Genomic DNA, 25,477 nt, shown 5'->3' with positions numbered 1-25,477 from the left:
TCTAGCGGGGGTCCCCTCCCGCACAAAAAGAAGAAAGCGAGAGTGTCCAATGGGCAAGAAGAACAAGCAGAACGATGGCAACCAGAACAAGGATCTCGACGTAGCCCTCGGGAAGAAGTGGTTTCCCGACCTGTCGAAGCCGCTCGACCTCGGCGTGAAAGTCGGGGCGAAGAAGCTCGGCGAGGAGTTCCGTCAGCAGCTCCCGCACCTCGTGCAGGACCTGAAGGAGATGGGGCTCTCAGGCGGGCCGCTCACGAAGAAGCTGACGGATATCACCTTGAAGCTTCCCAGCCTCGAGGTGGCGGTCGAAGTCATTGCGGCCCTGCTCGCGGATGCGGCCTACGCGCTTCCCCTCGATAAGGAGTTCGGACCAGGGCTCATTTCGCAGCTCGTCAAGAAGTTCAGTCTGCAGACGTTGTCCGAGGGCCTGAGCGCCCTCGACGCGGCCAAGGCGCGTCCGATCAAGGACGTGAACGAGACGCCGAGCTCGGGAGACTCCGTCCTCGACGCCAAGACGAAGGTCGTGGCGAAGCGGGAGACGCTCGAAGGGCCGATCGCGATCACGCTCGACGGCGTGTTCCACGCCGTGCAGCTCGACGGTGACGGCAACGTCGCCGTCGACTCGAAGAAGGATCCCGTCCTCCTGTGCGAGGTCGGGTCCCTCCTGCAGGCGAACGCGAAAGACTTCACTAAGAACCTGCGGTTCGTCTCAGCGAAAGCCGCGGCAGCCATCGGGGGGAGCGCGGTGTGCAAGCACTGCGAGCCCGAGGTCGCCCGGCGCATCGCCGACGAGGCCAAGAAAGCGGCGGCGCCGGCGGAGGGAGAGGCGAAGCCCGGAGAGCGCAAGGAGATCGACGGCAACGTCATCGCCATCGCCATCGCCTATGGCTCCGCCGCGCATCGCAGCCCAGATCTGTTCAAGCAGATCGAAGGCCACGGGTATCTCGACGAGGTGATGAACCTCCCGAGCGAAGTCGCAGCGGCCCTGGTCGAGAACGACGTGTTCGACGACGACGGCGAGCTCACTGACAAGGGCTTCGACGACGTCACGGCGGCCATCCGCGCCTTCGCCAAGGGCAGGCAGGAGCTTGCCAACAAGGCGGGGCTCGGCGCGGTCACGGTGGTGAACTTCGTCGGCGGCCTCCTCAAGAAGGAAGATGAGGAGCCGGCGGCGGTCGTCGTGGAGAAGCCGGACCTGTCCGGCGCGCTCGCGACGGCGCTCGAGGCGCGGGCCGAGGAGGATCCGCAGAAGAGGGCGGAGATGTTCCTCGCCGTTGCCGAGGCGCAAGCCAAGGCTGGCGAGGACACGAAGGCGGCGTTCGATGCGGCGCTCGGATCGGTGTTTAAGATCAAGAGCCTGCGCAAGCAAGCGTTCATGTGCCTGCGCATCGGCCAGACGCAAGCAAAGGTGGGGAAGAACCCCACCAACAGCTTCGACTGGGCGCGGACCGTCGCGGATGGTTTGAAGCCCGCGAATCCGCCTTCCACGGATCCGCAGGCGTTGCAAAAGGCCGTCGACTTGGCCGAGCGCCACCGCAAACGCCTCATGGCACTTATTGGCAAGGCGCATGACGAGGCGTTCGAAGTGGCCAAGAAGTCGGCCGTGCAACCCCCGCCACCTCCGCCCCCGCCGCCCAAGAAGGGACGGGCGCGGAGGTTCATCGAGGCGGTGCCGAAGGTGCTCTGGGCGTACGCTATCCCGCTCGCCGCGGCCGTCGTCGTGACGGTACTCGGCGCGATGGGTGGCGGATTCGTCGGGGCGGCGTTCTCTCTGCTCGCGGGCATCGTCGGGGTGGTCCTCACCGCTCCGGTGGCGACCTTGCTGCAGGAGATGCTCGACCGCACCGACCAGGGACTGAACTACAAGGACGACACGCCCGGGACGATCACGAAGTTCCGCAACCTGGTCATGCTCGGGCTGGTCGTGCTGGGCATCGGGACGGCGTACGCGGCGGTGCTCGAGTGGATGGACCCGGGTGCCAAGTACCCGTTCGGCATGCGGCTTGCGCTCACCCTGGGCGTGATGGGGCTCTACGTGGCGCACTGGGCGCAGATGAGCAACGCGGAGCAGGTGCTGCGCAAGGCCAGGGGCGAGGACGGGAAGGAGGACGAGAGCAAGCTAAGCAGTATCGACCGGATCTGGGTGTCGCTTATGAAGCGCAGCGCGTTGCTGTGCTACTGGCTCATCCCGACGGTGGTGGTGGCGGCGCTCGTCTGGACCCTGTACCAGTCGTCGACGCACCTCCAGGACGTCCTCCGCGGCCTCTGGTACGGCGTGCAGGTGAATGCGGCGTTCCTGGTGGCGGTCGCTATCCTGGTCGTGGTCGCGGCGGCGGCGTTTGCCGCCTGGTACCGGTTCAAGGATCACAAGTTCGCTTGGATCCCCGTGACCGGCGTCTCGGTGGTGCTCGCGGCGGCGGTGGTCGGATCGTTCTTCGTGAAGGGTTCGGAGATGACGGTCACCACGCCGGACGGGAAGACCAAAACCATTCCCGGATTCGGCGGAAACACCGCACCGGACTTCTCAACGTTCGCGCCGATCAGTAAGGACAGGTATGAAGCGGCGAAGAAGGTCCGCGCCGACGTGACGACGGTGGTCGTGACGGCGGCCGACGCGCTCGCCGAGCAAGCGACGGCGGAGATCGGGTCCATGAAGGACCTCGCAAACAAGAAGCGCGAGGTGGAGGCCCTCCGTGCGGGCGTGGAGACGGACGAGGAGAAGGCCAAGCTCCTCCGGCGCAAGGAGATCTCGGCGCGGATCCTCGCGATCCCGGCCGAAATTGTCGACGCAGAGGGGAAAGCAGAAGGGCTGAAGGAGATGAGCAAGCAGAAGGGCATCTCCATCAGCGAGCGGGAAGAGTTCGAAAGGCAGGGCACGGCAGCAAAGGCTGACGTGACGAAGCTCAAGGCAGAGCTGAAGGCCCTGCAAGGCGAGCTGGCCGAGCTGAAGGGCGAGAAGAAGCCGACGACCGTCGCTGACAAGGGCGCGTCGAATGGCAACGGCAACGGAGGCGGCGGTCACGGAAAGACCGCTTCCAACGACAAGCCGAAGAAGACGGACAAGTGCGCCAAGGCGGCCAAGTACGGGCTGTCGGCGGAGCGGATGAAGCTCCTCGGGTGCACGGGCTGAAAGAAGAGGCTACACGGAGGCTGGAAGTCATGGGTACTCCCATGGCAACCAGCTTTTTTTATTGGGGAGCAGAATGAAGGATGAAGACTGTAGGATGAAGGATGAATGGAAAGCGTCGGAAACGAGCGCTTTTTTGTATCCTACATTCTTCATACTACATCCTTCATTTTGCTAATTACAGCCAATTTATCAACCTCTTCCCCTTGACAAAACCCCAAAAAAGTGGTATATTCACACGTTCTGGAATTGGGGTTTTTCCAGATACGGCAGGTCAGCAAACCATTTCTCAACCCCGTCACCCAGAGGGATTCGCACCCTCACAATCCAAAGAAAGAGAGTTCCAAGTGAACGACATCGCAACCACGTTCGTGATCCTGTTCGTCGCGGCCCTCGCCGGCTGCTCGACCCCGGTCAGCCTCGAAGGGTTCTTCCATCCCACCAATACCAAGGTGGTGATCGAGGACTTCGAGCCGGAGTATCAGTCCAAGGTCGACGAGAAGACCGGCCAGGTCGTAAAGGCCCCGGTGCCCGACCGGTGCGCCGAGCACGAGCGCATCGACGACGGCAAGGGAAACGTCACGGCGGGCAAGTGCCTGAAATGGCTCATCGCCGGCAAGCAGCGGACGGTCACCACGGACGCCGTGGGGGCCCAGGACGCGGCCTTGCTCGCGCGCACCGAGAACGAGCACGAGAGCGTGCACCGCCTTGGCGCCAATGGGGCGTACGGCGGTGGCCTGTGCAGCGATCCGATCGACTGTGCCCTGCTCGGAGCCGCCACGGCCCCGCCGCAGGTGATCTCGCCCGGCACGGCGGCAACGTCGGCGCCGGCGGACCTGAAGAAGACGGTCGATGAGCACGGCGCGGCCATCAAGGAGCTCGACAGCGATGTCGACGCGCTCACCAAAATGGTCGGAGATGACGACTAGCAGTTCCACACACCCACCCAGACACAGGAGCACACCATGAACCAGATCATCAGCGTCGTCCTCGTTCTCATCACAGTCGGTCTCAACACTGCCTGTGGCACCTGTACTACCCCGTTCGGGACCTTCGTCCCGCCGCAGGTGGTGATGCCGGGACAACCGACGGAGATGCCGTTCATCCCCGCCAACCCCGCGCTCGCCCGCATGGCCACCACGGAGTGTGGGCACGCGAGCATCGGCCTGTGCGTCGCTTCCCTGCGGGAGGACGCCAACCGGTTCGTCGCTGACGACGTGCCGCGTCTCTACTGCCCGTCGAAGGGCGGGGGAGAGCTCACGCTGGTCGGCTACAGCGTGATGAAGCGGCCGGGCACGGAGCAGACGTGCCTGCTCGATGGCTACGTGACGCTTCCCGACGGAAGGGTCTACGCCGGCCACACGACGCAGGCGGACCTGAAGCGGTTCAAGTTCGGCGACGAGGCGGCGTTCGACACGTTCGTCTTCGTCCCGATCAACGACTCGGTCTACAGCACGCAGACCGAGCGAGTCGGGACGTGCACGTACAAGATGTTCGGACGGAGCCAGCACGTGGTGCACAGTCCGCACACGTGCAGACCGGCGTAAAACGCCAATGACGCGGTTTCCAGCGTCAACGAAATCTGGAAACAAAGCGCCCTCCCTGGTTCGTGGGGAAGGGCGCTTTTGAATTCCGATTGTGTCCGCGACTAGCCGCCGACCGCGGTCGAGAGCAGTTTGATGACGAAGCTCGCGATGGCGTAGGCGGCGACCACGATGACGATGCCGATCACCGCGTTCTGGATCATGGCTTTCGCCTCATCCACCTTCTTGCTGTCTCCGGCCGCGGTCATCCACTTGAATCCGGCCCACACGAGGTAGATGACGAGGATGATGCCCAGCACCCCGAGCACCCCCTTGATGAGGTTGCCGATGAGCGCGGGAAGGCCGCCCTCGCCGCCCGTGAGGCCCGAGGCGCTTTCGATATCGGCGAGTCCTTTGTCCAGCGTGATGGCAGCGCGGGTGGCGAGCGGGGCGAGCGCGAGGGAAGCGGCCGACGCGGCGGCGGAAAGCTTGAGAGAAAGACGTTTCATATGGTCGTTATGAACCAATTGTTTTTAGAAGCTACATGCTCCATTCACGAAGGTCTGACCCGGAGGACATGGGGTACCACCTCCACCAGAGGTTCCGCTTCCTGACGTACCAGCGCCCTGCGGGCACGCAGAGCTGGTCGGATCCAGCGCACAAATCTCGGCAAGCTCCTGGGAAGTGAGTTCGATCTCTTCTCTCCCCGCACGCTGCAGCTGTGAAACCACGAAACTCGCGAGGGCGTAAGAGGAGGCGACGATCACGATGCCTATGACGGCGTTCATGATGGTGCGCTTGGCTTTCTTCACGTTCTCCTCGTTCCCCGCAGCCGTAAGATACAGGATGCCGCCGTAGATGAGCAAGACGACGAGCGCGAGGCCCAGGATGCCGAGCACCGCGGAAAGGAGCTTGCCGATGAGAACCCCAAGGTTGGAAGGTGCGCTGGCAGCAACGGTACCGAATCCAGCCGTGCCCGCCGCCTTATTCAGTCCGCCTGAGATCAGGTCCGAAGCCTGGGTTGCCATAGCGCGAGCCTCGACCGGCGGTCGGAGCTCGAGCCATGACCCCTCCTTCGCCCTTGCGGGGCTTTGGAGGGGGAATGGGGAAAGGATCAGGCCCCGGCCGTGGCGCCGGAGAGCTGGGTGATGACGAAGTTCGCGAGGGCAAAGGCGGAGAGGATGATGACGAGGCCGATGATGCCCGAGATCATCACCTTCTTGGCGGACTTCACCTTGTCGTCGTTGCCGGCGGATGTCATCCACAGGAAGCCGCCGTACAGGGTGATGACCACCGCGACCACGCCCAGGAATCCGAGCGCCGTGCGGATGATGGAGGCGATGGTGTCGGTAAGGTCGCCGGAGCCGAGGCCTGCGGCGGCCGCGAAATCGGTCCCGCCGGTGGTGCTCCCGGCGCCGCCGAACAGTTCCTCGCCCGTGAGGGCCTGGGCCTTGACGTGCGCGGCGATGAGGGCGCCCTGGGCCGCTGCGGCGATGCCGGCGGCTTTGCCGGCGATCCTTGCGAACGATTTCTGCATATGACGTCTCCTGATGAGACAGGATTAAGGAATGAATGTGGCTTAGAGCACGCTATCCCGACAGGGCCTTGATAAGGGTGTCGAGCAGGGTGTATGCCGAGAATATTACCACAAGTCCTACGGTGGCCCAAATCAGCGTCAGCTTGCCCTTCTCCACGTTCTTCGGGTTCCCGGCGGCCATCATGAACTGGAACCCTCCCCACACGAACATGAGCAAGGCCCCGGCCCCTGCAAATCCCAGGAGCGCCCGCACGATGTTGCCGATGACCTGGCGCAGGTCGGAGGTGCCGAGCGGATTCTGGAGGGTGCGGGGGACGTCGGCAGGAGGCGGGGTCGGAGCTGGTGCGCCGACCGACGTCTCCGGCGGAGTGGTCGGAGGGGCAATGCCGCACTGCGCGTTGCACCCTTCCTCATTGGGAGGATCCGGACAGTCTGGACTGTCAGGATCCGTCGCGCACAGCGTTATGCAGGAGTCCACGCACGTCTGGGGTCCGGCTTGCGCCGACACGGGCGTCGGGAGAAGGCTGGCCGAGAGGGCGAGTGACGTAAGGATGAGAGTAAGGCGGTTCATAGGAAGAGGAATCATTTCTTCAGTCTGCAACACTGCACCGCATCGCCTCCAGGGCATTTTTTGGGTTCGCATTCGCTCGTGATCCGCTGCGCGGTGAACGGATCGTTCTTGTCTGCGCATAGGAAATCGCCGTTGGGGTGGTCGGCATCGCAGGTGCTCGTGCATACGAACCCCTTGCAGGTGCTGTTGAGGGCGCAGGCCTGGTCTTCGGTCGCCGTCCCTGTGCACAGGACGTACTTGCCGCCTTTCTGTACCGCGGTCGTGCCTGAGAGCACGCTCTTCAAGGTCTGGATCCCCGCAAAGGCGAAGAACACGATGAACAATCCGACGGTGGCGGTCGTCATCATGGTCTTTCCCTTCTTCACGTATTCCATGTTGCCGTGCGCGAAGATGAACCAGAACCCGCCGATGACGTACATGAGGAACACGACCGCGCCCACGAGTCCGAGTACGAAATTCCCGATGTTCACGATCACCTGCATGATGTCCGGCAGCTGGCAGTTGCCCTCATTGCCGCACGCCTTGCTGATGCCGGCCATGAACCTGCCGACCTCCGCGACCGTGCAGGACGCCCCGTTGCAGATGGCGCTCATAAGGTTTGGATCACGCGGTTCTGGGCGGACTTTATGGCGTCTTCCACGTCCATGCCGGCGAGCACGTCGTCGATCAGCTTCTCAAAGGCGGCCTCGGCCGTCGCGGCGTCCGCCCCGCGGTACCAATCCTTGGCCGTGAGAAGCTGCCCCACGAACACCGCGAGGTCCTCGTCGTTCACCTGGGACTGGATGAGGGCGCGCCGCGCCGTGGGCCTTGCGGCGGCCTTCAAGTAGCTCGGCACCTGTTCGGCCGAGGCGGCGAACTGCACGAAGTCCCAGGCGAAGTTCTGGTTCTTGCTCGCCTTTGACACGGTCTCGATCCAGTAGTTGGCCATGTTCACCGCGCGGCTGTCCTTGATCTGCGGCATGGGGCTCACCTCGACGTTCATCTTGGGCGCGCGGGCGCGGATGCGTGGGAGGTGGTAGGCGTAGCCGAAGAAGAACGCGGTCTTTCCCGCCACGAACGCGTCGAAGGAGTTGGGTTGCTGCGCGTTCCAGCCGTACACCTCCTTGGTGGGATTGGCGAAATCGGTGTAAAAGCGCACGGCGTCCTGCCCGGGATTCGTGTGCGCGGGAGTCTCGTAGGAGCCGAAGGTCGGGTTTCCGCGGGAATCCGTCATCTGGGTGCCGTTTTGCATCATGAGCACCGACAGGATGTCGAACGCGCGCTCCACGTTGGCCCCGGTGCCCAGCGCGGCGCCGGACTGGATGATCTCGTTGTTCGGGCCCACCTTGGTGAGCTTCATCACGGCGGCCTGGAACTCGTCCCACGTGACGGGCGGCTCCGCGATGCCGGCCGCGTTCAAGAGGTCACGGTTCACGTACAGCGCCATGGTGTCCACGAAGAGCGGGAGGCCGTACACCTTTTCTTCGGTGGGGGCGTTCTGCGTGGCCTGGAACGGGAGCACGACGTCGCCCGCCACCACGTCGAGGAAGTCGCGGCGCACCTCGCGCGGGGTGATGGTGGGATCCTCGCGGATGACCGTCACCTTTTCCTTCTTGACGGAGCCGGTCACGGTCGTATAGGGGATCTTGAGGGTTGCCGGCAGCGGGGCCATGAGGCTCTTGAATTCGCCCATGCCGTCGTTGTGCACCGAGAAGATGTCCGGACCCTTGCCTTCGGCGAACGCTCGCAGGAGCTCGTCCCGGTATTCCTCGGGACGCAGCTGCACGTACTTGAACGACACGTTCGTATGCACCTTCGTGTACGCGTCCATGATGTCACGCATGGTGTTCGCCGTGTCGAACACGCGCCACACGGTGAGGGTGACGGGCTTCGTTGCCGCCACTTCGGCCGCGCTGGGGCCGCCGCAGCCTTGGCCGGTGAGGACGAGCGCGGTCAGGAGCGCGCCGGCAATCGAGCGTTTGGAGAATGTCATAGAATTGACGCCATTTTACTATGGATCCGAAAACGCGTCATCCAGGATGACGCGTTTCGACTAACGGACGGCGCGCAGGTACTTCCTCAGCTCCTTCCCGACTTCCGGATGTTTCAGTCCCAATTCTATCTGCGCCTTCAGGAACCCGAGCTTGTTGCCGCAGTCGTATCGGGTGCCCTCGAACAGGTGGCCGTAGATGGGTCGGCCGGATTGCAGATAGGTGGCGAAGGCGTCGGCGAGGCGGATCTCCCCATCCTTGCCGGCGCGCTGGTCCTCGAGCACGGCAAGCACGTCGGGCGTGAGCACGTACCGGCCGATCACGATGTTGTTGCTCGGCGCGTCCTTCACGGCCGGCTTCTCGACGAAGGTCTTCACCTCCCAGGTGGCCTTATTGATCTTCTTCCCGCCAATCACCCCGTAGCTCGACACGTCCTTTTTCGGAACCTGTTGCAAGGCCACCACCGGGTCCTGATATTTTTCGTACACCTCAAGCAACTGCTTGAGCGCCGGGACCTTGCCGTCGATGATGTCGTCGCCGAACAGCACCGCCACCGGCTCGTGCCGGTCGATGAAGGGGAGCGCCGCGAGTACCGCATGCCCGTCGCCCAGGGGTTTCGTCTGGCGCACGAAGGCGAATTTGGCCAGTTTGCCGATCGCCCCGACGAGGGAGAGTTCCTTCATCTTCTTCTTCTGTTCCAAGCGATATTCGAGCTCGAAGTTGCGGTCAAAATGGTCTTCGATGGCGCGCTTCCCGATGGAGGTGACGAAGATGATCTCCTCGATCCCGCTCGCGACGGCTTCTTCGACGATGTACTGGATGACCGGCTTGTCGACCACGGCAAGCATCTCCTTCGGTTGCGCCTTGGAAGCGGGGAGGAATCTGGTTCCCATGCCGGCGACAGGGATGATCGCTTTGCGGATCATAGAGTGCGTAGTTGGTAGTTCGTAGTGCGTAGGTGGAATTCTTGCGTATTACGTCTAAAACCGCAATCAATCATCCCTCTACGCACTACCCCCTACGTCCTACGCACTAATCGTACCAACGCATTCGGGTACACGATGAGATGCGGAGCGAACTGGCGCTTGAATTTGGAATACCCCTTCCAGCCGCGCATGTCGCCGGGGTACCAGACGAGTCCGAGGAAGAGGAACCGGATGCCGGAGGCGAGGCTTTGGGAGGCCCAGGCGTCGATGAGCCCGTAGCCGACGCTCGTGCGATGGGCGTCGGGATGGAGGAAGGCGCTCACGTGCACCGTTTGCCGCGTGTCGGGGAGGTCGAGCACGGCGAGGCCGGCGATGATCCGCCGCGTCACCTTCTCGCGCGCGACGAGCAGGCGCATGTTCGAGCCCTGCGTCTCAAGCCGACGCGCGATGATCTTGAGGAAGTCCTCGCGCATGAACGGGAGCTTGCCCGAGGCGCGGTACGCCGCCGCGTATTCGGGGAAGGCGACCTCCACGATCTCGTGCGCCTCGTCGCGCAGCCATTTTCGCCGATGCCGCTGCGCGTGGCTCGACCAGTCCTTCCAATATTCTCCTCCCGCCCCCAGGTCCACCACCCCGTGCTGGCGCGACTGCAGCTGCACGGGCGGCCGGTACCAGCCTTTGGGTGTGTCGAGCCTCGTGAGCGGCTGCCACATCACCATGCGCGGCCGATCGTGCAAGGCGATTGACGGCTCGGTGTCTGAAAAATACGACTCCACGCTAAACGGCCCCACGCGCCAGCGCGCGCCAAGCACAGACCCGTTTCGGACAAGGATCGCCGAGTCGTTTGTGCGGAAGCCGCCCATCACGTAGGCGGCGTCCTCATACGGGTGTACGAACCCTTCCGGCAGCGGCCGCCCGGCCTGTGTGGGCACGCCGCGGATCAGGTTCCACCAGTCACCCAGGGTCATAGCGAGGGGGAGTATAGCGCAAAAACCAGGACCCGGTCCCGGAAGCCGAATGAAAAGCCGTCCGGTGGACCGGACGGCTTTTCATGGCGGAGAGGGTGAGATTCGAACTCACGGTACCCTTGCGGGTACATCAGATTTCGAGTCTGACGCATTCGACCGCTCTGCCACCTCTCCGTGGCCAAAAGGCGTCGGCAACGTATCATCCGAGACCTTCATCGTCAATCGATCGGGTGCTATACTGTCCGTATCATTCTTCATCCCTCCACCTTATGGCCAAAGCCAAGGTCGCGAAGAAGCGCAAGGCATGCAAGCCGCGCTGCAAGACCCGCTGCAAGGCGAAATAACGCGAAGACCGGCCGCTTGGCCGGTCTTGTTGAAAGATATGTCTCCCTGGCACGTCTATATCGCGCGCTGCGCCGACCTGCCTGCCGGCAGGCATGGCGGGAGCCTGTATACGGGCGTCACGACCGACGTTCCGCGCCGCATCGCCGAGCACAACGCCGGCATCGGCGCCGCCTATACGCGTTCCCGCCGCCCCGTTGCGCTCGCGTGGAGCGAACCGGCCGCGTCGCGTTCCGCCGCCCTCAAGCGCGAGGCGCGGATCAAACGGATGTCGCGTGAAGCGAAGCTGGCCCTCGTGGTATCATCTCCCCATCATTCGTCACGCACGCGTATGGCCAAAGGCAACCACGCCCAGCAACGCAACAAGAAGAAGCCGAAGAAGAACAAGAAGAAGTAGCCGGCATGGGACTTTGGGATCGGTTCAAGCAGCCGTCGCTCCGAATTCGGGGCGGGATCGCGGGGGTGATGGTTTGCATCGCCCTCGCGGTTTATTATGTCGGTTTTTCCCTACCGGCCATCGACCGCGCGTACGGCGGGATGGTTCCTGATGGAGTGCTCATGCCAATGACGCTGACCGGCCATTTTTTTCCGATCTTTTCCCATTTCATCGTCCCGTACGGCCTGTTTTGTCCGTTCAACGAGCAGACATGCACGCACTGGTCGTTGTATGAGGAGCCAGGAAGCACCCCATGGACGGACAAGGAGGGAGGGGCCGGTTATTGCATCGATCTGACGAATGTCCCATCGGACTTCTGTGCCGGTTTTTCGGAGCGATTGGGGTTTGTCGGGCTAAGCTTGTTGTTGCTCGGTAGCTATTTTGCTGTCGGATATGGCGTCGGATTGGGAATTGAGCGATGGAAACGGCATTCGAGATACTGATAGTCAACAAACGCCCCGACCCAGGCCGAGGAGCCACGGCCACATGCCGGTCTTTTGACAGGGGCAAGGGGCCAGGTAGGATGCGGTCGGTCCATTTGACCCAGGAGGAAGCGATGAGTTCGTTCAATCCGAAGGCGTATCTGGAGCCGGCCACGAAGGCGCTCGAGAAGCAGTTCAGCATCGTACAATCCCGCATGCCCAAGGCAGCGCTCGTCCTGGGTACCGGCTGGGGTGACCTGCTCGAGATCGCCCAGGAACGTTCCATGCCCATGCGGGACCTGCCGGGCTTCGAGTCGCTCGGCGAAATCCAGGGTCACAAGCGACTCGTCTGCTACGGCCAGGTGGCCGGGAAGACCGTCATCGTCTTGCGGGGACGCGTCCACCAGTACGAGGGCATGCACGATCCGCTCGTGGAGCAGATGGTGCGTCTGCAGGTGGAGATGCTGGTCGAGCTGGGCGTGAAGACGTTCGTCCTTACGAACGCCGCCGGCGCGCTCGGAGGTCGTGCCTCGGTCGGGCAGGTGGTAGCCATCGACGGGTTCCTGTCGATGTTCGCGCCGCCACCCCCGCTCACGCGCGACGAGTTCTGGTGCGCGGACGACGTGCTCGACCCCGATCTCATCCGCCTCGCGCAGCTTGGCGGGCCGCACACGGACAAGCTCGCGGTGCTCAAGGGCTGCTATGCCATGGTGCGCGGTCCCAACTTCGAAGGCCGTGCGTACGACAAGGCGGTCTTGCGAGAGCACAGAGCGACCTGCGTGGGCATGAGCACCTTTCCGGAAGCGTCGGTGCTCGCCGGGCACAGGAAGAGCGGGGTGAGGGTGCTCGCCCTGTCGTACATCACCAACGACGACAAGCAGGAGCACTCTCACGAGGACAATCAGGCACAGGCGAAAAGACATGCGCCCGCGCTGCGCGTCTTCCTCGAACATCTCATCAAGCTGTTGCCGTGATCCTCACGCGCCCGGATCCTCCGAGCGCATTTTCTTTTGCGCGGCAACGAGCGCGAGCAAGACGAAGGTCATCATCGCGAGGTCGTTCTTGAAGAACGGGACGTCCACCAGGCCGTGGATGAGCATCTGCAGCAAGGCGAACGACGCGGCGAGCGCCACCCAGTCGCGCTTGGGGGTCCGGACGACCTGCCATGCGAGCAGGGCAGTGCCGATGAGTCCGAGCAGGCCGAGCTCGACCCAGACGTTGAGGATCACGTTGTGCGGATCCTGGAAGATCTCATACTCCGGATGCGTGTGATACGGCTCGATGGCGCCCGGATAGCCCGCGAGCCCGGCGCCAAGCAGCCAATGCCCGTCCTTCAAGAACGCGATGGTCTCCTGCCACTGGGCGATGCGCACCTGGCCGGAAGCGTCTTGGAGCAGGAGCTTGGTCGACACGAAGTGTCGGCCGGCCGGGATGGCGAAAACCAATAACATCAAGGCCGCGCCGACACTTAGTGTCGGAACACGCAAGCGCTTTTCGCGCAGGGCGGCCAGGAACAGGACTGGCGGGATGCTTACCCATGCCGCTTCGGTTTGCGAAAGGAAGATGGCGACAGAGCAAAGTAGGAGAATGACGGACCAGAACCATATCGTGACGGGAGATTGCTTCGTCGGCTGAGGCCTCCTCGCAAAGACAGATAGAAGGAACACCCCAGCGATCGTGATGATTGGAGCAAGATACAGCCCGAGCGCGTTCGGGTAGGGGAACGGGCCGGTCACGCGTCGCTCGATGTCCCAAGGCGCGGGGATGCCGGCGTTAAGCGCGTATTGCGCGATGCCGACGAGCGCCGCGAACGCGCCGCCGACGGCGAGGGCTTGGAGGAGGCGCATCCTGTCGGTTTCCGTCACGAACAGGTCGCGCACGATGAGGAACAGGAGGATGGGTTCGATGACGTATGCCTTGAGCAGCCCCAGCGCGGACAGCATCACGGGCGACGCGGCCATGCCTACGCCGGCGGCGAGGATGAGGAGCGCCAATGGGACGTACCACGATTGCCAGGCGCGACGCTCGACGAGCCAGGCGCGCACCAGGTCACGTCGCGTAAGGGCGAACACGACGAACAAGAGTCCGAAGAGAAGCTCGAGCAGCGTCGACGGGACAGGTCCGACCTGGATGCGCAGCAGGTACGCGGGAAGCGCGGCGACGAGCAGCAGGACGCCGCCTTTCAGGTCGCGCCAGGCGACGAAGGCGAACAAGCCGCAGGCCGCTCCGAGAAGGAGGAAATACATACGTCAGCGCAGGTCGGGCGATCGGTGCGGGATGAGCGCGCGCAGGTCCGCGAGCGTCACGGCGCGCAGCGCGAGGGCCAAGACGGCGTAGCTTGCGGCACCCACGGCGATGGACGGGAGCGCTCCCATGGGCGGGAGCCATTTCAACAACGCATACATGGCCATGGACGCGGCGACCGCTTTCGTCGCAACGACAAGGCGTGGACGCGCGCCGCTCGTGCGCATCACCATCCAAAAGGTGAGCGCGAGCATGAACGTTTCCGAGACGACGGTTGCCCAGGCGGCGCCGAGGATCCCCCAGCGCGGGATCAGGTAGAGGTAGGCGATCGTCGTGAGGGCGGCCGTGGCGGCATAGCCCCATACCATGGCGCGTTGTTTGCCGATCCCGACGACCGCATGGCCGTACAGGGCGCCCAGGAAGATGCCCGGCGTGGCGAGCATGAGAACGGCAAGCGCCGGCGCGGCCGCATCGAAGCCGGATCCGGCCACCAGCGCGATGAGCGAAGGGGCGATGGCGATGCCGCCGGCCGCCATCGGGGCGATGGCGAGCGCGAACAGGTCGAACGTCCGATTCACGTGACGGCCGAATTCCTCCCGACGTCCGGCGGTCCAGTCCGTGACCAAGGAGGGGAGCAGGAGTCCCATGAACATGGTGGGGACGGCCGTGAACACGTCGAGAAAGCGATAGGCGACCCCGTAGAAACCCACTTCTTCCTGGCTGCGGATGAGCGAGAGGATGAGCACGTCGCCCTTCAGATACACCAGGTTGAACAGGATGGAAAGCGCGATGGGCCAGCTGCGCGCGAGCGTGGATTTCCACACGGCGAGGTCCATGAGCGGGCGCAGGCGCACGAACGGCCGCGCAAGGCCGATGGAAAGCGCGAGCCACAGCACGTTCGCGATGACGAGCGCAGCGAACATGGCCGTGAGTCCGGCACCCAACCAGGCGAGCAGGGCCGTGAGCGCCACGAGCACCACGCGGCTCGCCACTTCCGCGATCGATGCGCGCCAGATTACCGAATGCTTCTGGTACACCCCGACAAGCATCGTCGAACCGGCCATGAAGAAATAGGCGAGCGCGCCCACGGCGATCGCCGCCTTCACGGTGGCGTCCCACGGGATGGGGAGGGCGATGAGCGGGGCGAGCGCGAACAGGATGGCGGCCGAGAACAGCCGTAGCCCGAGCACGTTGCCGGCGACCTTGGCCTCATCCGCGCCGCTCTCGGAGATCATTACAAGGAGCGTGAGGGTCAACCCGAAATCCACGATGACCCCGAAAAACTGCAAATAGGTGGAAGCGGTGGTGAACGCCCCATAGCCCTCCGGCCCGAGCGCGCGGGTGAGGATCCCGATCATCACGAGCCCCAAAACGACCGAAACGGCCTTGCCGGCCGCCTGGAGAGCGAAATTTTTGCTGAGCCCGTGACCCGTCGGCATATGCGCGGGTATAGTAGCATGAACCGTCGTTGACGGAAGCGTGGAAAACGGATACGATAGTGGCGAATTATGGAGGGAATTTCTTTGCGAAAACCCCATCGGATCGTCGCCGCCATGCTCGTGGCGGCGTTCGTGCTTCTTGCAGCTCCGGCCTCCGTGCTTGCCGCCCCGCTCAAGGGGTACGAGGCGCTGCAAATCTCCAGTTCCGGTTCCGGCAAGCTCGTGATGGCGCCCGGGGAGACCAAGGCATACACCATTTCCTTCAAGAATATCGGCACGGCGGCTTGGGCCAACTCCGGTCCGGCCTACGTGTCGGTGTACACGTACGGACCGAAGTACCGCACGAGCATTTTCCAGGATGCCTCGTGGAAAAATCCCATCCAACCGGCCGTGATGAAGGAGCAGGCGGCTCGCGCAGGAGAGACGGGTACCATTTCGTTCAACCTGAAGGCCCCGAAGGCCGTTGGCACGTATGCCGAGACCTTCAACCTGGCCGCAGAAGATGTCGCCTGGATTCCAGGCGGCCTGTTTACGGTCAACATCGTCGTGGCCGAGCCGGCAAAAGCCCCCAGCCCCCAGCCCCCAGTCCAGACCTCTCCCACCTCAACAACCTCAATCACCCAGCCCCCCACGGGCCTCTCCGCCCTCACCCTCATCCGCTCACAGAAGAAGGTCGTCGCGAAGGGCGGGGATCCGGTCGCGTACAAGGTCGGGATCAAGAACACCGGCACGGCTGTCTGGCGCAAGCGCGAATTACGCACGCCGGATTTCGCGATCGCGAGCGTCCGCAACGAGACGCAGCACCGCAGCTGGCTTTCCTCGTCCGTGCTGGTCGCGAACGTCGGGACCGACGTGGCGCCGGGCGGGCTCGAGTATTTCGAATTCACGTTCAACGCCCCGAAGGCGCAGGGCGCCCACACGGTGAAATACGCGCTTGCCGTGGACGAGCAGGTGGTGCCGGATTTCACGGTGGACATCCCGGTGGAAGTCACCCAAAACGCTCCGGACGCGTTCAATTCCCCGATGCGCGACGACCTGCCGGCCCCCTCGCCCTCGGAGCGTTTCGACATGCAAGAGCCCATGCTGCGCGTGGGCATCCTCATCGTGGACGGCGAGACGGACAACCAGGTGAAGGTGAGCTGCGAGACCTCCTGGAAGCTGATGGGCGGCGACGGGTCGCTGCTCGCCGAGCTTCCGGCGCGCAAGGCGGTCACCGCGCTCTATAAGCAGAGCCGCTACTGGTTCGACCGCGGCAACGGGTTCGAGAAGACGCCGGCCTTCCTGCGCTTCGTCCCGGACGAGCCAAACGGCATCTGCACGGTCGAGAACTGGGACCGTCGCAACCGTGGGGCCGACCGCCCGTATAACCGCTACCGCAACGTGCTCGAGCTCCATTATAACGACACGAAGAGCCGCGCCTGGCTCATCAACGAGCTGCCGATGGAGTGGTACCTCAAGGGGCTGGGCGAGACGAGCAACGTCAGTCACATGGAATACCAGAAGGCGCTCATCACCGCGGCGCGCACGTATGCCACCTACCACTTCGAGCGCGGCACCAAGCGCGGGCCCGAGTTCTTCCACATCACCGGCTACGCCGACGACCAGGTGTATCGCGGCTACGACCAGGAGGCCGCCTCGCCGCGCATCGTCGCGAGCGTCGAGGAAACGCGCGGCCGCACGGTCACCTACGAAGGCCGCACCGCCATCACCCCGTACTTCTCCCGCTCGGCCGGGAAGACGTACGACTGGGGCGAAGTGTGGGGCGGCGACGTGCCGTGGGTGAAAGGGGTGGCCTGCCCGTGCGACAAGGAAAAAGGCTACAGGCTCTGGGGCCACGGCATCGGCATGAGCGCCACCGAGGCGCTGTGCATGGCCAACCGCGGCCAGGGCTGGGAGCAGATCCTCCATTACTTCTACACGGACGTCGGGATCACGAAGCGGTGGCAATAAGGAGAAACGAAAACCGGTCCTCTCTGTCATTGCGAGGAGGCCTCAGCCGACGAAGCAATCTCAAGTCAAAGCCGGCCATCAGGCCGGCTTTCTCATTGTCAGACCGCGTGCGCGGCGTTGCCTACGCCATGGCGGCGCTTGTCGGCGTCGGAAAGCTCGATGATGGTTTCCTTCACCTTGTTCGGGTGCGGGACGTGCTTGAAGATGAACCGGTCCTTCTGGCCGGCGGTCTGCACGTACACGTCGCCGTAATCGAGGAAGGTGGCCAGCATGCCCTTCACCTCGGTCGTCACGTCCTGGATGTTCGCGAGGTGCAGCTCCGAGGCCACGCGGTTGAACAGCCCTTTCTGTTCCACGTCGATGATGCGTTCGTTGGTGACGATCCAGATGTCGAGCTCGTAGTCGGCGTATTCGAAGAAGGTCACCAGCCACACGCCGAGATAGTAGATGGACATGACCACCGTGAGCAGCGGGCCGAGGATCGGGTCCGACAAGAAGGTCGCGAGGGCATCGGCGAACTCAACGGCGATGGCGAGCGGGAGCAGCGTGAGCAAGCCGAACACGGCGGCGATCGAGACGAGCGTAAGCCAATGCCGATGCAGGAACAGGGCGGCCTTCTCGCCCTCCTGCTGATTGGGAAGTTGGTCGAGGCGCATCATACGGTCTGGAAGATGGAGCCGATCAGGCGATCGAGATCGTCGGTCGTGACGGTCGCAGTCCAGTCATACGACAGGATGGCAAGGGCGGAAGCGCCAAGCAGGGCAATGGAACCCACCAGGAAAACCGCTTGCATGGCGACAAGGTGCCCGTGCGCCACCCCGAAGCGGCTCAAGTGATACCAGGTGAAGCCTCCGTACACGACGAAAAAGACGACGAACAGGGCGTAAAGGATGAGGAGGATGGCGATGGGCATAGAGGCGTTAGGCTTCAGGCGGACAAGGCCTCAGGCTTCAGGTATGACGGATTATAGCATCCGCTGTTCTGGAACCGGATGCCCGAGGTGTCGGTAGGCATGCTCCGTGGCCATACGGCCTCGCGGGGTGCGCTCGAGCATGCCCAGCTGGATCAGGTACGGCTCATGCACGTCCTCGATGGTATCGGCCTCCTCCTGGGTGGCGGCCGCGAGGGTGCCAAGGCCTACCGGACCGCCGCGGAACTTTTCCGCGATGACGGAAAGGAGGTGCCGGTCCACGCGGTCGAGGCCCAAGGCATCGATGTCGAGCATGGCGAGCGCGGCGTGCGTCGCCGCCTCGTCGACCTGGCCCGTGCCGCGCACCTGGGCGAAGTCGCGCACGCGCTTGAGCAGGCGATTCGCCACGCGCGGGGTGCGGCGGGAGCGCTGCGAGAGCAGAGCCACGGCGGCGGCGTCGGCGTCGACTTTGAGGATCCGCGCGCTGCGAGTAAGGATCGAGGCAAGGTCGGATTCCTCGTAGAAGTTGAGGTGGAACGTGGCGCCAAAGCGGTCGCGCAGCGGGGACGAGAGCATGGAAAGCCGCGTGGTGGCCCCGATGATGGTGAACGGTTCCAGGTTGAGCCGCAGCGTGCGCGCGGTGGGGCCCTTGCCGACCACGAGATCGAGCGCGAAATCCTCCATGGCCGGGTAGAGCACCTCCTCGATCGTCTTGTTCATCCGATGGATCTCATCGATGAACAGCACGTCGCCGCGGCCGAGGTTGGAAAGGATGGCCGCAAGGTCGCCCACGCGCTCAAGCGCCGGTCCGCTCGTCACCTTCACCTGCGCCCCCATCTCGTTTGCGATCACGTGCGCGAGCGTGGTCTTGCCCAGGCCCGGGTTGCCATAGAGGAGCACATGCTCGACCGGCTCTCCGCGGCCTTTCGCGGCTTCCAGAAGCACCGAGAGATTGTCTTTTACTGACGCTTGGCCCACGAAATCGTCGAGCCTTTGCGGACGCAACCCCACCTCAAACTCCCGCTCCGGCGCCTGTTCGGCGGGGGAGACGGTACGTTCGTCGGGGAGAGGTTCGTCACGTTCGATCATAGGTCGGGTTCATTATGGAGGGCGGGGGAGCCGGGGGCAAGCGCCGTCCATAGCAGACAGCCTTGTCATCCTGAGACTGAACGGCTGACGAAGGATCCGCGTTGGGCAACCTATTTCTTGCTTCTTTTCATCGCCTCCCGTATATTCCTCTCCGATATGATTCTCACGCATCGGATGCAAACCTGGTCCAGCTTCATCTGAGCGTTTGAACGCAGAGGATTTCCGTTTCCTCTGCGTTTTTGTTTGCAAATTGAAGGAGGCTTCATGTACATCGACGTGTCGTTCGGTGATGGGCCGGTGGTAATCAGCGTGCCGCATGATGGTGCCACGCGCGTCGTCGGTGCCCTGCAGCGCGCTGAGACGTTACGATGGGAACGTGAATGCGGACCGGATGCGCGCGACGTCGGGACGTGGGAGGTCGCTGACGCATGCGTGAAGGAGTTGTCAGAATTGGGCATAAGCGCGAGCCGCATTGCGAGCGCGCTGCATCGTTCTCATATGGACGCAAACCGCGCGCCAGGGCAGGAGCCCTTCGTGGACGGATTCGAAGCGACGTACCACCTGTTCCATCATCATCTTCACGAGGCTATCCGACGCTCCGTCGCCGTGAACGGCCGGTGCCTCGTCGTCGACCTCCACAGTTTTATCGCCTCGCCGGGACCGGAGACGTATGACTTCGTGTTGGGCTCTGATGGACACAGGACATGTCCTGGAAAAAGCGACCTGTTCGTCGCTCGGGTCCTTAAGGAGCGATATCGCGTTGTGTTCTCGCCGGATTCACGATTGGGCGTTACCGGAATCTATCGTGGAGGATGGATTGTCCGGAGCATCGCCAAAGAATGGAACGGGCAACGCGTCGACGCCCTTCAGATCGAGATAAACCGGCTGCTTTATCCGGATGTATCATCCTCGGAAATCGCCTCCTTCCTTGCTCGCGCCATACATTGTTCCTTGCAGGACATCTAATTCTGACGGGAAGGCTCGTCGCCTTCCCGTCCTCTTTCTTTATGATCGTGAACGTCATTCGCGGCTCCATTTTTCATCCGAACCAGTCCTTGGAAGAGTACGTATTTCGATTTGTGCCGAAGCTAAAAGAGAAAAGCGTGCTCGTGGTCACGTCTAAGATCGTGGCGCTCGCGCAGGGTCGCGTTGAAAAGAGCGGTCGCGGGAAAAAAGTGCGGCTCATCAAGCGCGAATCGGACGCATGGGTGAAGACCAAGTGGTGTTACCTCACTTTGAACGAAGGCCACTGGTGCCCCAACGCCGGGATCGACGAGTCGAACGCCGATGGATCGCTCATCCTCTGGCCCGAGGACTCGTTCGGCGCGGCCGAGGCGCTTCGGAAGGCCCTGAAGAAGCACTATGGCCTGAAACAGGTCGGCGTCGTGATCACGGACAGCCGCACATTGCCGCTGCGTTCCGGCGTCACCGGGGTCACGTTGGGCTACGCGGGCATCAAAGGGCTGCGAGACTATCGCGGGAAGACCGATATCTTCGGGAGAACGTTGAAAATGACGCAGACGAATGTCGCGGACGGGCTCGCGGCTGCCGCCGTCTTCGTGATGGGGGAGGGGAACGAACGGACCCCGTTGTGCGTCGTCGAAGGGGCACCGGTCGTATTCACGGAACGCGTGCAGGAACGAGAGCTGCGGATCGATCCGCGCGACGACATGTACAAGCCGGTCTTCGCTCGCGCGATGAGATAGTCAAGCTCCCGCATTGCCGGATTCCGGGTTTCCGGTAAGCTGCGGCGGTCGTCTGGAAGTTCCAGATTGGACGACGACGCACCTTCACCTGGAGAAAGATCCATGCAAAAGAAGTATGCCTTGGTTTCCGTCTCGGATAAGACCGGCCTTGAGCCGCTGGCCCGACGCCTGGCCAGGCTCGGCTATGTCTTCTTGAGCACCGGAGGGACGGCGAAGGCCCTCAAGAGCATCGAAGGGCTCGAGGTGATCGAGGTGAGCGACTACACCGGCTTCCCGGAGATGCTTGATGGTCGCCTGAAGACGCTCCATCCTCTGGTGCACGGCGGCCTGCTTGCGCGTCGCGACAGCCCAAAGCACACGGAGGAGATCGCCGAGCGGGGCATCAAGGACATCGATCTCGTGTGCGTGAACCTCTACCCGCTCGAGACGGAGATCGCGAAGCCAGGCGCCACGGCGGACGACGTCCTCGAGCAGACCGACATCGGCGGCCCCGCCATGCTGCGCTCGGCCGCCAAAGGGAAGCGCCTCGTGGTGTGCGATCCGGCGGATTACCCGAGGGTCATCGCCGCCATCGAGGAAAGAAAGGTCGATGAGGCGTTCCTGAACGAGCTGCGCGTGAAGGTGTTCATGCATACGGCGCGCTACGACCTCGCCTCCGCGCGTTATCATAGTGGCGGCAGGATTGACGGCTTCATCGGCGAGAAGCCGACGCACTGACCTCGACGACGAGTCGAGGTTTTTTAATCTCACCGATATGTTCCTTCGTTCCGCAGCCTGACGGGACGATCTTTTTGGGATGCGCCAAAGGTCCGTGTTCTTGAACTTCTGGATTTCAAACAGTCATGGTTCAGTAGGTTGACAGGAGCATCGTTTCCTATTATGTTGACGCGTCGTCCTGACCCCGGCGACTGGGCAAGTCGCGGAACGGAGTACTTTCATGGATCTGCTTGTCATCGTCCGTCACGGGAACTACGGCGCGGACGATCGTCTCAACGATCTTGGTCGCGACCAGATGCGCCATCTCGCCGAGCTGGTGAGGCCAGACCTGGCCGGGCGCGCGGTCCGCCTGTTGAGCTCCACGGCCCTTCGCGCCGTCGACAGCGCTGAGGTGCTGGCCCAGGCGCTCGCGCTCGCGTCGTTCGAGCGGCACGACCTGCTTTGGTCGGACAACAGGCATCGAGAGGACTACGCCGCCGCGCTCGCGCTCATCCGGGAGAAGTCCGAAGGGGTCGACGTCCTCCTCGTGGTGACGCACCTCGAGTACGCCGGGTACCTTCCGACCCTCTTCGGCAAGGAGGTACTGCAGACGTGCATCACCGAGCGCGAGCTCCGAAGGGGGCAAGGCCGTTCCATCCGCTGCGTCGAGAAGACGGCCACCGTCCTCGGGTGAACACGCGACCGCACGCATTCGCACGGCAAACGAGCGACCTCGACGAGTTCCTTCGTCGCTGAAGCTCCTCAGGATGGCCCCGACGACGCGTCGTGGCCATTTTTCATTCTCAAACAATCCCCCATAGCCCAACCGCCGTTGAGCGACGGGGGATGGTGGGCAGGGTGGGACTCGAACCCACACGGCCTTTCGGCCCGGGGATTTTAAGTCCCCTCCGGATACCAATTTCGGCACCTGCCCGTTCTCGCAGCCTAGCCTACTTCTTCAACCCCTTCAAAGCCTTCAGGAACGCCCCCACAGGCTTCGTGTTGAGCACGTCGGCTCGCGTGGCCCAGCCGCGGCGGGCCTGGGAGATGCCGTAGCGGAGGTTGTCGAAATGCTCGGCCTTGTGCGCGTCGGAGTCGATGACCAGCTTCACGCCGGCCTCCACGGCTTCGCGCACGTGGGCGTCCTTCAGGTCGAGGCGTTCGGAACCGTTCACTTCGAGCGCCACGCCATATTCCCTGGCGGCACGGAGAAGTCGCGGGAAATCCACGGCGTACGCCTCGCGCGCGTTCACGATGCGGCCGGTGGGGTGGAAGAACACGTTCGTAAGCGGGTGCTTGAACGCGCGGATGATGCGCTCGGTCTGCTCCTTCTCGGATAAGGTGAAGGATGAGTGCACCGACACGCACACGAGGTCGAGCGTCTTGAGCGCGGCGTCGTCGAGGTCGAGCGAACCGTCCCTGCGGACGTCGCATTCGGAGGATTTGAGGACGCGGAATTCCCGCAGCTTCTTGTTGAGCGCGTCGATCTCCTTCCCTTGCTTCAGGAGCCGCTTCTCGTCGAGACCGTTCGCCATCGCGAGCGCCTGCGTGTGGTCGGTCACCGCCAGGTACGAGAGCCCGCGCCTCTTCGCCTCTCCCGCCATCGCCTCGATGGACGCGTCGCCGTCGGACCATCCGGTCTGCACCTGCAGGTCGCCCTTGAGATCGCCGTAGCCGACGAGCGCGGGAACCTTGTGCGCAAGCGCCGCCTCGATTTCCCCGCGGTTTTCGCGGATTTCCGGAGGCATCCAGTCCATGCCAAGCGCCTCGTAGACGTCCTGCTCCGTCTTGGTCACGACGCGCTTCTTCCCCTTGAACAAGCCGTATTCCGACAGTTTCATCCCGCGCTTGATCGCGCGCTCGCGCAGGACGACGTTGTGGTCGCGCGAGCCCGTGAAGTGCAGGAGCGCCGTCGCCCACTCCTCGGGCTTGAGCACCAGCAGGTCGCCGTTCACGCCGTAACGGTAGCGCACCGCGGCGCGGTTTTCCCCGCGTTCGAGCGCCTGCGAGACTTCCGGAAGGGAAACGAACGCGTCGAGCGCGCGCTTCGGGTCCGTGGCCGTCATCACGAGGTCCACGTCGCCCACCGTCTCCTTCATGCGCCGCAGCGACCCGGCGGCTTCGCAGTGCGTCACCCCCGGCACCGCGCGCAGCTTCGCGACGATCCCTTCCGCGAACGGGAGCAGGTCGTGCAAACGGAACCGTCCTTCGTGCTCGCGCAGGAACCCGATGCCTTTCAGGATGCCGTCCTCGGACTTGCGGCCGAACCCCGGCACCCTTCGGACCTTCCCCGCGCGCGCGACGCGCTCGAGGTCGCGCACGGTCTTCACCTTGAGCGCGCGGTAGAGCGCGAGCGCGGTCTTGGGCCCCACGTTCTGGATGCCGGTGAGCGCCAGCATGTCGAACGGGTACTTCTTCTTGAGCGCCTCGTACGATTTCAGCCGCCCGGTGGTCACCAGTTCCTCGATCTTTTCCGCGATGCTCTTGCCGATGCCCGGGATCGCGTCGATGCAGGTCGCTCCGCACGCCTTGTACAGGTCGGACAGATCTTCGCCTAACGCCGCCACCTGATCCGCCGCCACCTCGTACGCCTGCGGCTTGAACGGCACTCCCTCAGCCTCGTCGATGAGCCCGATCTCTCGCAGGATGTCGGCAATCTGCTTGTTGGTGGCGCTTCGTCGGGGCATAGTGCAGACAGTATAACCTCTTGTCAGACGCGAGACACGGTGTTACAGTCCCGACCACAAAAGAAGAAGAGGCTTTTGCGGGAATAGCTCAGTGGTAGAGCGTCTCGTTGCCAACGAGAAGGCCGCGGGTTCGATCCCCGTTTCCCGCTCCAAAAAGACTCGTCGCCAGACGAGCCTTTTTGTTTGACACGGGATCGGACGGAAAACCGCCCCGGCGCCGGGGCGGTTTTCTTGTCGGGTCAGGAAGCGACGCGCCGTTCGAGGGATAGGAGGCGGATACGGACGTCCATGTCGTCCATGCGTCGGCCGGCTTCCTCGAAACCGGCCTTCGTTGCAGCGGCAAGGTCATCAATCTTTTCGTTGACGATGCGGAACTGCGTTGACATTTTCGTCTCAAGCCCATCGAAGCGCTGCTCAAGTCCGCCGAACCTCGTCTCAAGTCCGCCGAATTTCGTCTCAAGCCCATCGAACCGCTGGTCCATCGCATCAAATCGTTGGTCGATGATCTCAAATCGTTGGTCGATGATCTCAAACCGCTGGTCGATTCGGTCGAACCGCTGGTCGATCTTCTCGAACTGTCTGTGGATGCCGGCGAAGGCCTCCCGCAATTCAACGTCTTCCATACGCTCTGAGTATACCAACCTACGCGGCGGCAGCAACGGCTTGCTTGGGCGGGTTCTTGCGCGCCCAGGAGATGCCCGAGCGGTTGCCGGCCTTGAATTCTTCCTTGGCGATGCCGAGCACGAATTCGCGCAGTTTCTGGCTGGACACGTCGTCGAGACCGAGCTCTTCCGCCATCCCTTGGATGGAACCGATGAGCGACATGAACCAGGAAGCCTTGTCGTTGATAGCCATATGAGTGGAAGGTGAATGATGAAGGGTTTAGAGGGCGACGGCTTCGGAGAGGTCGCCGTGGGAGGCGCTCGCGCGCAGC

General features: G+C 63.1%; 27 protein-coding genes and 3 tRNA genes. 12 read left to right on the top strand and 18 right to left on the bottom strand.

Annotated features, from left to right (window positions below):
* Window positions 1–49: 49 nt before the first annotated feature.
* The 3 genes from EPO34_03310 to EPO34_03300 all read left to right on the top strand — a co-directional run bounded on the left by EPO34_03310 (window position 50) and on the right by EPO34_03300 (window position 4,674).
* Window positions 50–3,130, top strand: coding sequence for a hypothetical protein (locus tag EPO34_03310; protein ID TAK04148.1), 3,081 nt, complete (start codon window positions 50–52; stop codon window positions 3,128–3,130).
* Between the two features lie 344 nt (window positions 3,131–3,474).
* On the top strand, window positions 3,475–4,056 hold the full coding sequence (locus EPO34_03305) for a hypothetical protein (GenBank protein ID TAK04147.1): 582 nt from the start codon (window positions 3,475–3,477) through the stop codon (window positions 4,054–4,056).
* Between the two features lie 36 nt (window positions 4,057–4,092).
* Window positions 4,093–4,674, top strand: a complete 582-nt coding sequence (locus tag EPO34_03300; GenBank protein TAK04146.1) for a hypothetical protein — start codon at window positions 4,093–4,095, stop codon at window positions 4,672–4,674.
* 101 nt (window positions 4,675–4,775) lie between these two features.
* On the opposite strand, the gene EPO34_03295 is transcribed toward EPO34_03300, so the two are convergent.
* The 9 genes from EPO34_03295 to EPO34_03255 form a co-directional block, all read right to left on the bottom strand.
* On the bottom strand, window positions 4,776–5,159 hold the full coding sequence (locus EPO34_03295) for a hypothetical protein (protein ID TAK04145.1): 384 nt from the start codon (window positions 5,157–5,159) through the stop codon (window positions 4,776–4,778).
* 24 nt (window positions 5,160–5,183) lie between these two features.
* Window positions 5,184–5,678 carry a hypothetical protein gene (locus EPO34_03290; protein TAK04144.1) on the bottom strand — a complete coding sequence of 165 codons (495 nt, stop codon included), beginning with the start codon at window positions 5,676–5,678 and terminating at the stop codon, window positions 5,184–5,186.
* 86 nt (window positions 5,679–5,764) lie between these two features.
* Window positions 5,765–6,187: a hypothetical protein gene (locus EPO34_03285; GenBank protein ID TAK04143.1), complete on the bottom strand. Its 423-nt coding sequence runs from the start codon at window positions 6,185–6,187 to the stop codon at window positions 5,765–5,767.
* A gap of 52 nt (window positions 6,188–6,239) precedes the next feature.
* Window positions 6,240–6,758 carry a hypothetical protein gene (locus EPO34_03280; protein TAK04142.1) on the bottom strand — a complete coding sequence of 173 codons (519 nt, stop codon included), beginning with the start codon at window positions 6,756–6,758 and terminating at the stop codon, window positions 6,240–6,242.
* 11 nt (window positions 6,759–6,769) lie between these two features.
* On the bottom strand, window positions 6,770–7,351 hold the full coding sequence (locus EPO34_03275; protein ID TAK04141.1) for a hypothetical protein: 582 nt from the start codon (window positions 7,349–7,351) through the stop codon (window positions 6,770–6,772).
* On the bottom strand, window positions 7,348–8,730 hold the full coding sequence (locus tag EPO34_03270) for an extracellular solute-binding protein (protein TAK04140.1): 1,383 nt from the start codon (window positions 8,728–8,730) through the stop codon (window positions 7,348–7,350). Before EPO34_03270 ends, EPO34_03275 begins: the two co-directional genes overlap by 4 nt.
* 60 nt (window positions 8,731–8,790) lie before the next feature.
* Entirely contained in the window at window positions 8,791–9,654 is an 864-nt protein-coding gene (gene galU, locus EPO34_03265; GenBank protein TAK04139.1) for a UTP--glucose-1-phosphate uridylyltransferase GalU, read from the bottom strand.
* 92 nt (window positions 9,655–9,746) lie between these two features.
* The gene (locus EPO34_03260) at window positions 9,747–10,622 is read right to left on the bottom strand and encodes a hypothetical protein (GenBank protein TAK04138.1); all 876 of its coding nucleotides are present in this window, start codon (window positions 10,620–10,622) and stop codon (window positions 9,747–9,749) included.
* Between the two features lie 84 nt (window positions 10,623–10,706).
* A tRNA-Ser gene (locus tag EPO34_03255) sits at window positions 10,707–10,796 on the bottom strand.
* 199 nt (window positions 10,797–10,995) lie between these two features.
* Between EPO34_03255 and EPO34_03250 the strand changes: the two genes are divergently transcribed.
* Genes EPO34_03250 through EPO34_03240 form a run of 3 tightly spaced genes read left to right on the top strand, consistent with a single transcriptional unit; the run spans window position 10,996 to window position 12,796 of the window.
* On the top strand, window positions 10,996–11,361 hold the full coding sequence (locus EPO34_03250; protein TAK04314.1) for a GIY-YIG nuclease family protein: 366 nt from the start codon (window positions 10,996–10,998) through the stop codon (window positions 11,359–11,361).
* A 5-nt stretch (window positions 11,362–11,366) separates the two neighbouring features.
* On the top strand, window positions 11,367–11,843 hold the full coding sequence (locus EPO34_03245; protein ID TAK04137.1) for a hypothetical protein: 477 nt from the start codon (window positions 11,367–11,369) through the stop codon (window positions 11,841–11,843).
* On the top strand, window positions 11,819–12,796 hold the full coding sequence (locus tag EPO34_03240; GenBank protein ID TAK04136.1) for a hypothetical protein: 978 nt from the start codon (window positions 11,819–11,821) through the stop codon (window positions 12,794–12,796). Before EPO34_03245 ends, EPO34_03240 begins: the two co-directional genes overlap by 25 nt.
* Before the next feature lie 3 nt (window positions 12,797–12,799).
* On the opposite strand, the gene EPO34_03235 is transcribed toward EPO34_03240, so the two are convergent.
* Both EPO34_03235 and EPO34_03230 read right to left on the bottom strand, forming a co-directional pair.
* Window positions 12,800–14,068 (bottom strand): hypothetical protein, encoded by a 1,269-nt coding sequence (locus EPO34_03235; protein TAK04135.1) that lies wholly within the window; start codon window positions 14,066–14,068, stop codon window positions 12,800–12,802.
* A 3-nt stretch (window positions 14,069–14,071) separates the two neighbouring features.
* Window positions 14,072–15,604, bottom strand: a complete 1,533-nt coding sequence (locus tag EPO34_03230; GenBank protein TAK04134.1) for a flippase — start codon at window positions 15,602–15,604, stop codon at window positions 14,072–14,074.
* Here EPO34_03230 and EPO34_03225 point away from each other — a divergent pair.
* Entirely contained in the window at window positions 15,575–17,455 is a 1,881-nt protein-coding gene (locus EPO34_03225) for a hypothetical protein (protein ID TAK04133.1), read from the top strand. The genes EPO34_03230 and EPO34_03225 overlap by 30 nt on opposite strands.
* A 98-nt stretch (window positions 17,456–17,553) precedes the next feature.
* On the opposite strand, the gene EPO34_03220 is transcribed toward EPO34_03225, so the two are convergent.
* The 3 genes from EPO34_03220 to ruvB are packed head-to-tail and all read right to left on the bottom strand — an operon-like array spanning window position 17,554 to window position 19,454.
* On the bottom strand, window positions 17,554–18,114 hold the full coding sequence (locus tag EPO34_03220) for a PH domain-containing protein (protein ID TAK04132.1): 561 nt from the start codon (window positions 18,112–18,114) through the stop codon (window positions 17,554–17,556).
* Window positions 18,111–18,368, bottom strand: a complete 258-nt coding sequence (locus EPO34_03215) for a hypothetical protein (protein TAK04131.1) — start codon at window positions 18,366–18,368, stop codon at window positions 18,111–18,113. The genes EPO34_03220 and EPO34_03215 overlap by 4 nt, the downstream gene beginning before the upstream one ends.
* 51 nt (window positions 18,369–18,419) lie before the next feature.
* The gene (gene ruvB, locus EPO34_03210) at window positions 18,420–19,454 is read right to left on the bottom strand and encodes a Holliday junction branch migration DNA helicase RuvB (protein TAK04130.1); all 1,035 of its coding nucleotides are present in this window, start codon (window positions 19,452–19,454) and stop codon (window positions 18,420–18,422) included.
* Between the two features lie 264 nt (window positions 19,455–19,718).
* On the opposite strand from ruvB, the gene EPO34_03205 reads away from it, so the two are divergent.
* The 4 genes from EPO34_03205 to EPO34_03190 all read left to right on the top strand — a co-directional run bounded on the left by EPO34_03205 (window position 19,719) and on the right by EPO34_03190 (window position 22,550).
* Window positions 19,719–20,420 (top strand): hypothetical protein, encoded by a 702-nt coding sequence (locus EPO34_03205; protein TAK04129.1) that lies wholly within the window; start codon window positions 19,719–19,721, stop codon window positions 20,418–20,420.
* The gene (locus EPO34_03200) at window positions 20,267–21,160 is read left to right on the top strand and encodes a hypothetical protein (GenBank protein ID TAK04128.1); all 894 of its coding nucleotides are present in this window, start codon (window positions 20,267–20,269) and stop codon (window positions 21,158–21,160) included. The genes EPO34_03205 and EPO34_03200 overlap by 154 nt, the downstream gene beginning before the upstream one ends.
* A 102-nt stretch (window positions 21,161–21,262) precedes the next feature.
* Window positions 21,263–21,877: a hypothetical protein gene (locus EPO34_03195; protein ID TAK04127.1), complete on the top strand. Its 615-nt coding sequence runs from the start codon at window positions 21,263–21,265 to the stop codon at window positions 21,875–21,877.
* Between the two features lie 220 nt (window positions 21,878–22,097).
* Window positions 22,098–22,550, top strand: a complete 453-nt coding sequence (locus EPO34_03190; protein ID TAK04126.1) for a hypothetical protein — start codon at window positions 22,098–22,100, stop codon at window positions 22,548–22,550.
* Window positions 22,551–22,703: 153 nt separating this feature from the next.
* On the opposite strand, the gene EPO34_03185 is transcribed toward EPO34_03190, so the two are convergent.
* Together EPO34_03185 and polX are read right to left on the bottom strand one after the other, a co-directional pair.
* A tRNA-Leu gene (locus EPO34_03185) sits at window positions 22,704–22,790 on the bottom strand.
* Between the two features lie 16 nt (window positions 22,791–22,806).
* Entirely contained in the window at window positions 22,807–24,543 is a 1,737-nt protein-coding gene (gene polX, locus EPO34_03180; GenBank protein ID TAK04125.1) for a DNA polymerase/3'-5' exonuclease PolX, read from the bottom strand.
* Between the two features lie 77 nt (window positions 24,544–24,620).
* Between polX and EPO34_03175 the strand changes: the two genes are divergently transcribed.
* A tRNA-Gly gene (locus tag EPO34_03175) sits at window positions 24,621–24,695 on the top strand.
* 87 nt (window positions 24,696–24,782) lie between these two features.
* Here EPO34_03175 and EPO34_03170 read toward each other — a convergent pair.
* Window positions 24,783–25,166, bottom strand: a complete 384-nt coding sequence (locus tag EPO34_03170) for a hypothetical protein (protein TAK04124.1) — start codon at window positions 25,164–25,166, stop codon at window positions 24,783–24,785.
* Window positions 25,167–25,185: 19 nt separating this feature from the next.
* Window positions 25,186–25,398, bottom strand: a complete 213-nt coding sequence (locus tag EPO34_03165) for a hypothetical protein (GenBank protein TAK04123.1) — start codon at window positions 25,396–25,398, stop codon at window positions 25,186–25,188.
* Between the last annotated feature and the right edge of the window lie 79 nt (window positions 25,399–25,477).

The sequence above is a fragment of the Patescibacteria group bacterium genome (assembly GCA_004297215.1).
Taxonomy (GTDB): domain Bacteria; phylum Patescibacteriota; class Patescibacteriia; order UBA9934; family GWF2-40-263; genus 2-01-FULL-63-20.
The sequence above is the reverse complement of the archived record's forward strand: the minus strand, read 5'-3'. Positions and strand labels throughout refer to the sequence as shown.